General features: G+C 71.5%; 5 protein-coding genes. 4 read left to right on the plus strand and 1 reads right to left on the minus strand.

Annotation, left to right across the window (positions count from 1 at the left end; translation table 11 throughout):
• Nucleotides 1-73: 73 nt before the first annotated feature.
• Nucleotides 74-946, minus strand: a complete 873-nt coding sequence (locus tag RWP81_RS14510) for a PAC2 family protein (protein WP_314457262.1) — start codon at nucleotides 944-946, stop codon at nucleotides 74-76.
• Nucleotides 947-1,114: 168 nt separating this feature from the next.
• On the opposite strand from RWP81_RS14510, the gene RWP81_RS14515 reads away from it, so the two are divergent.
• The 4 genes from RWP81_RS14515 (at nucleotide 1,115) to RWP81_RS14530 (ending at nucleotide 4,472) form a co-directional block, all read left to right on the plus strand.
• Nucleotides 1,115-1,813, plus strand: a complete 699-nt coding sequence (locus RWP81_RS14515; protein ID WP_314457264.1) for an HAD family phosphatase — start codon at nucleotides 1,115-1,117, stop codon at nucleotides 1,811-1,813.
• Nucleotides 1,810-2,829: a tRNA (adenine-N1)-methyltransferase gene (locus RWP81_RS14520; RefSeq protein WP_314457266.1), complete on the plus strand. Its 1,020-nt coding sequence runs from the start codon at nucleotides 1,810-1,812 to the stop codon at nucleotides 2,827-2,829. The genes RWP81_RS14515 and RWP81_RS14520 overlap by 4 nt, the downstream gene beginning before the upstream one ends.
• 9 nt (nucleotides 2,830-2,838) lie before the next feature.
• Nucleotides 2,839-3,786 (plus strand): FKBP-type peptidyl-prolyl cis-trans isomerase, encoded by a 948-nt coding sequence (locus RWP81_RS14525; protein ID WP_314457267.1) that lies wholly within the window; start codon nucleotides 2,839-2,841, stop codon nucleotides 3,784-3,786.
• 95 nt (nucleotides 3,787-3,881) lie between these two features.
• A complete protein-coding gene (locus RWP81_RS14530) occupies nucleotides 3,882-4,472 on the plus strand; it encodes a hypothetical protein (protein WP_314457269.1) in 591 nt (196 codons plus the stop codon).
• Nucleotides 4,473-4,541 lie beyond the last annotated feature (69 nt).

Raw genomic sequence — 4,541 nt, forward strand, 5'->3', positions numbered from 1 at the left:
GAGGTCACCACTGCCACGCGAGGTCCCTGAGCCCGTCGAAGGGACCGGGACCCGCATCGTTCGGGGGTCAGCGTCAGCGTCGGGGCGGGTCGTCGCGGCCGGGCTTTGAGGGACCGTCGCCACCGCCGCCGCGGCGGAGGTACCGCTCGAACTCCTGCGCGATGGCGTCGCCGGACGCCTCGGGGGAGTCCCACGTGTCGCGCGTCTGCTCGAGCTGACGGATGTAGTCGCTCATCTCGTCGTCGTCGGCGGCCGCCGCGTCGATCGATGCCTCCCACTGCCGCGACTCGGCTTCGAGATCGCCGCGCGGCACGGTGATGCCCGTGATCGATTCGAGGCGCTCGAGCAACGCGAGCGTGGCCTTGGGCGAGGGGGTGTGGCCCGCGACGTAGTGCGGCACGCTCGCCCACAGGCTCGCCGTCGGGATGCCGACCTGCTCCGACGCGTGGCCGATGGCGCTCAGGATGCCGACGGGCCCCTCGTAGAGGCTCCGCTCGAGCCCGAGCGACTGGCGGACGCCTTCGTTGTCGCTGCCGGCGAAGACCGAGATGGGGCGGGTGTGGGGCACGTCCGACATCATCGACCCGAGGGCCACGAAGCCCGTGACGTCTTCGCGCAGGGCGACGTCGATGAACTCGGCGGCGAAAGCCTGCCACGCGCGGGCGGGTTCGACGCCGACGAGCAGCCAGATCTCGGCGTCGTCGGAGCGCTGCGTCGGGCGCAGAAGCTTCGCCTCCGGCCACGTGAGGGTGCGTCGGCCCTCGGCATCCAGTCCGATCTGCGGACGGGTGTACTGGTAGTCGAAGTACAACTCGGGGTCGACGGAGTGCACGACGTCGTACTCGACGTCGGCCCGCAGCATCGACGCTGCCGCCGACGCGGCCTCCCCGGCGTCGTTCCACCCGTCGAACGCGGCGACGATGATCCGGCGACCCAGTGCGTCCACGCAACCTCCTCTGCCCCGTCGGGGCTGGGTTCCAGGATAGGCGCACGCACGACGACGCGGTCGGACGCCGCCGCTCACGCCGGTCGGCCCGCGCGGGAGCGCCCGACCGTACCGCCGCAACGACGCGGGTCGGACGGCGACGGTGCGCGCCCTCGATACGATGGAACGATGACTTCTCCGGCCCTCGCGGCGGTCCTGTGGGACATGGACGGCACGCTCGTCGACACCGAGCCGTACTGGATGGCCGCCGAGACCCCGTTGGTCGAACGCTTCGGCGGTACGTGGTCGCACGAGCAGGCGCTGGGGATGGTGGGCCTCGCCCTCGAGGACTCCGCCCGCCTGCTCCAGAACGCCGGCGTGCCGTGGGGGGTCGACGAGATCATCGCCTACCTCACCGATGAGGTGCTGCGCCAGCTCGCCGTCACCGGTGTGCCCTTCCGCCCGGGGGCCCGCGAACTGCTCGCCGACCTCAAGGCCACCGGCATCAAAACGGCGCTCGTGACGATGTCGATGCGGCGCATGGCGCTCTCGGTCGTCGACCTGATCAATTTCCCCGCCTTCGACGTCGTCATCGCCGGAGACGACGTGGAGCGGCCCAAACCCCACCCCGATCCGTACCTGCAGGCCGCCGCAGCACTGGGCGTCGACATCCGCGACACCGTCGCGATCGAAGACAGCCCCAACGGTCTGCGCTCTGCCGTCGCCAGCGGCGCCGTGTCGCTCGGCGTCCCGCTGATGGTGCCCCTCGACGGCGTCGGCGCGCACGCGCAGTGGCCCGACCTCGCGGGGCGAACCAGCACCGACCTGCGCGCGCTGCACGCCGCGCACGTTCAGACCCGCCCCGATGAGACGCGAGTGACCCGATGAGCGAGACCCCCCACCTGAGCGGCCCCTTCCGGGTCGGCGACCGGGTGCAGCTGACCGGCCCCAAGGGCCGCATGCACACCATCACCCTGCGCGAGCAGGGCGAGCTGCACACCCACAACGGCGTGCTCAAGCACGACCTGCTGGTCGACCAGCCCGACGGCAGCGTCGTGACGAACAGCTCCGGCCACGACTACCTCGCCGTCCGGCCGCTCCTGCGCGACTTCGTCATGTCGATGCCTCGCGGCGCCGCCATCGTCTACCCGAAGGACGCCGCGCAGATCCTCGCGCAGGCCGACATCTTCCCGGGCGCCACGGTTGTAGAGGCCGGCGTGGGCTCCGGCGCGCTGTCGCTGTGGCTGCTGCGGGCCATCGGTCCCGCCGGACGTCTGCTGTCTTTCGAACGCCGCGAAGAGTTCGCCGACGTCGCACGCGCGAATGTCGAGACCTTCCACGGCGAGATGCCGGCGACCTGGCAGGTCATCGTGGGCGATCTCGTCGAGAGCCTCCCGGATGCCGTGGCCCCGGCATCCGTCGACCGCATCGTGCTCGACATGCTCGCCCCGTGGGAGTGCATCGACGCCGCGGCGGACGCGCTCACCCCCGGCGGCGTGGTGCTCTGCTACATCGCCACCGCGACCCAGCTCAGCCGCGTGGCCGAATACATCCGAGCGACCGGCCTGTTCACCGAACCGGATGCCAGCGAGACGATGGTCCGCGGGTGGCACGTCGAGGGTCTCGCGGTGCGCCCCGACCACCGCATGGTCGCGCACACGGGCTTTCTCGTCACCGCCCGGCGGCTCGCGCCCGGAGCGATCCCGCCCGAGGTCAAGCGTCGCGCGTCGAAGTCGAGCTACGGAGACGACGACGTGGAGCTGTGGACCCCGGGCGCCGTCGGCGACCGCGAGATCACCGACAAGAACCTGCGCAAGCGCGTGCGCGAGGCGCAGAAGTCCGCCGATGGCGTGCGGCAGTCCGTCGCGGGAGCCGCGTCGGAGGAGTCCCGCCCGAGCACCTAAACTGTTCCGGTGCGCAGACTCCCCGCTCTCGTGGCCGTGACCGCTCTGGCCGGATTCGGCCTGGTCGGGTGCTCGGCATCCCTCGCCTCGTCGTGCCCGACGCCCTCCGACAGTGCGATCGCCGCGGTCGTCGACGCCCCGGGCGAGGTCGGCTCGGTTCCCACCGTCTCGGTGCGGTCGCCGTTCGTCCCGTCGCAGGCGGGCACCGCCACCCTCGTCGAGGGCGATGGCCCGCGCATCACCACCGACTCGCAGCTCGCGCTCGTCGACGTCACGGTGCTCGACGCCGCATCCGGTGAGCAGCTGGTCGCGACGCCCTACAACTCCGACGTCGCAACGGCCACGCCGCTGCCGCGTCTCACCCAGGCGGTGCCCTCCCTCGCGCCGTTGATGCGCTGCGTGTCCGAGGGATCGCGCGTGGCGGTCGCCATCCCGGGTGCCGATCTCGGCGCTCAGGGTGCGCAGGCGCTCGGGGTCGCCGAGGGCGACGGCGCGGTGTTCGTCTTCGACGTGCGCAAGGTGTTCCTGCCCGCCGCCGACGGTGCCGATCAGTACAACGCCGACTCGGGCATGCCCTCGGTCGTGCGGGCGCCCGACGGGCAGCCCGGCGTGGTGATCCCCGCGGGAGACGCCCCGACCGAGGCACGCTCGCAGACCATCAAGAAGGGCGACGGCGACACGCTCACCGCCGACTCCTCCGTGGTCATCCACGTGCAGGGTGTCGCGTGGGGATCCGACACGACCTTCGCCTCGACCTGGAAGAACGGCGCGCCCGGCCAGGCGACGGTGTCGGTTCTGCCGCCCGCGATGGCCGCGGCCCTCGAGGGGCAGACGGTCGGCTCGCAGGTGCTCATCGTCGTCCCCGCCGACCAGACCGCGCAGGACACGCAGATCCTGCAGGCGCCCGAGGGCACCGCCCTGGTCTACGTCGTCGACATCCTCGGTATCGCCGGCTGAGCGCAGCGCTCAGCCGCAAGCGACCGGCGCTCGGCTCCCGCCTCGTCGACGCGCGCGTCGGCTACGCGGTTCGCCGTGCCGCCTAGGATGGGCGGGTGTCCGCCACCGCCTCCCGTAGTGCTCCCGAGGAGCGCTTGGTGAACCTCGTCGTCGCCCTCATGGCGACCGAGCAGGGTCTGACGAAGGACACGATCCTCTCCTCCGTCGCGGGCTACCGTGAACAGCTCGAGGCGGGAGCGTCTAAGGACGCGCTCGAGAAGATGTTCGAGCGCGACAAAGAGAGCCTGCGGGGGCTCGGCGTCCCGATCGAGACGATCGGCAATCGCACCGACCCCGACGATCTCCGCGAGGCGCGGTACCGCGTGCCGACGGCGGAGTACTCCCTCCCCGACGACATCTCGTTCAGCCCGGCCGAGGTGGCCCTGCTCAACATCGCCGGCAGCGTCTGGGGGAGCGAATCGCTCTCGACCGACGCACGCAGCGGCCTGCGCAAGATCCGGGCCCTCGGCATCCCCGTCGACGAGCCCATCATCGGGTACGCGCCCCGCATCCGGGTGCGCGACGCGTCGTTTCCGGCGCTGCAGCGCGCCATCGAGCAGAGCCGTGTCGTGACCTTCACCTACCTGCGTCCCGGCGAGGCGCGTCCGCACGAGCGTCGTATCCGACCCCTGGCCCTGCTGGAGTAAGAGGCGCGGTGGCACGTCTTCGGGTTCGACCTCAACATGGATGCCGACCGCACCTTCCTGTTGTCGCGG

Source organism: uncultured Microbacterium sp. (assembly GCF_963521695.1).
Taxonomy (GTDB): domain Bacteria; phylum Actinomycetota; class Actinomycetes; order Actinomycetales; family Microbacteriaceae; genus Microbacterium.

Coding starts and splice junctions, on each gene's coding strand:
- RWP81_RS14515 (WP_314457264.1), top strand. CDS start 1,115: ATGACTTCTCCGGCCCTCGCGGCGGTCCTGTGGGACATGGACGGCACG.
- RWP81_RS14520 (WP_314457266.1), top strand. CDS start 1,810: ATGAGCGAGACCCCCCACCTGAGCGGCCCCTTCCGGGTCGGCGACCGG.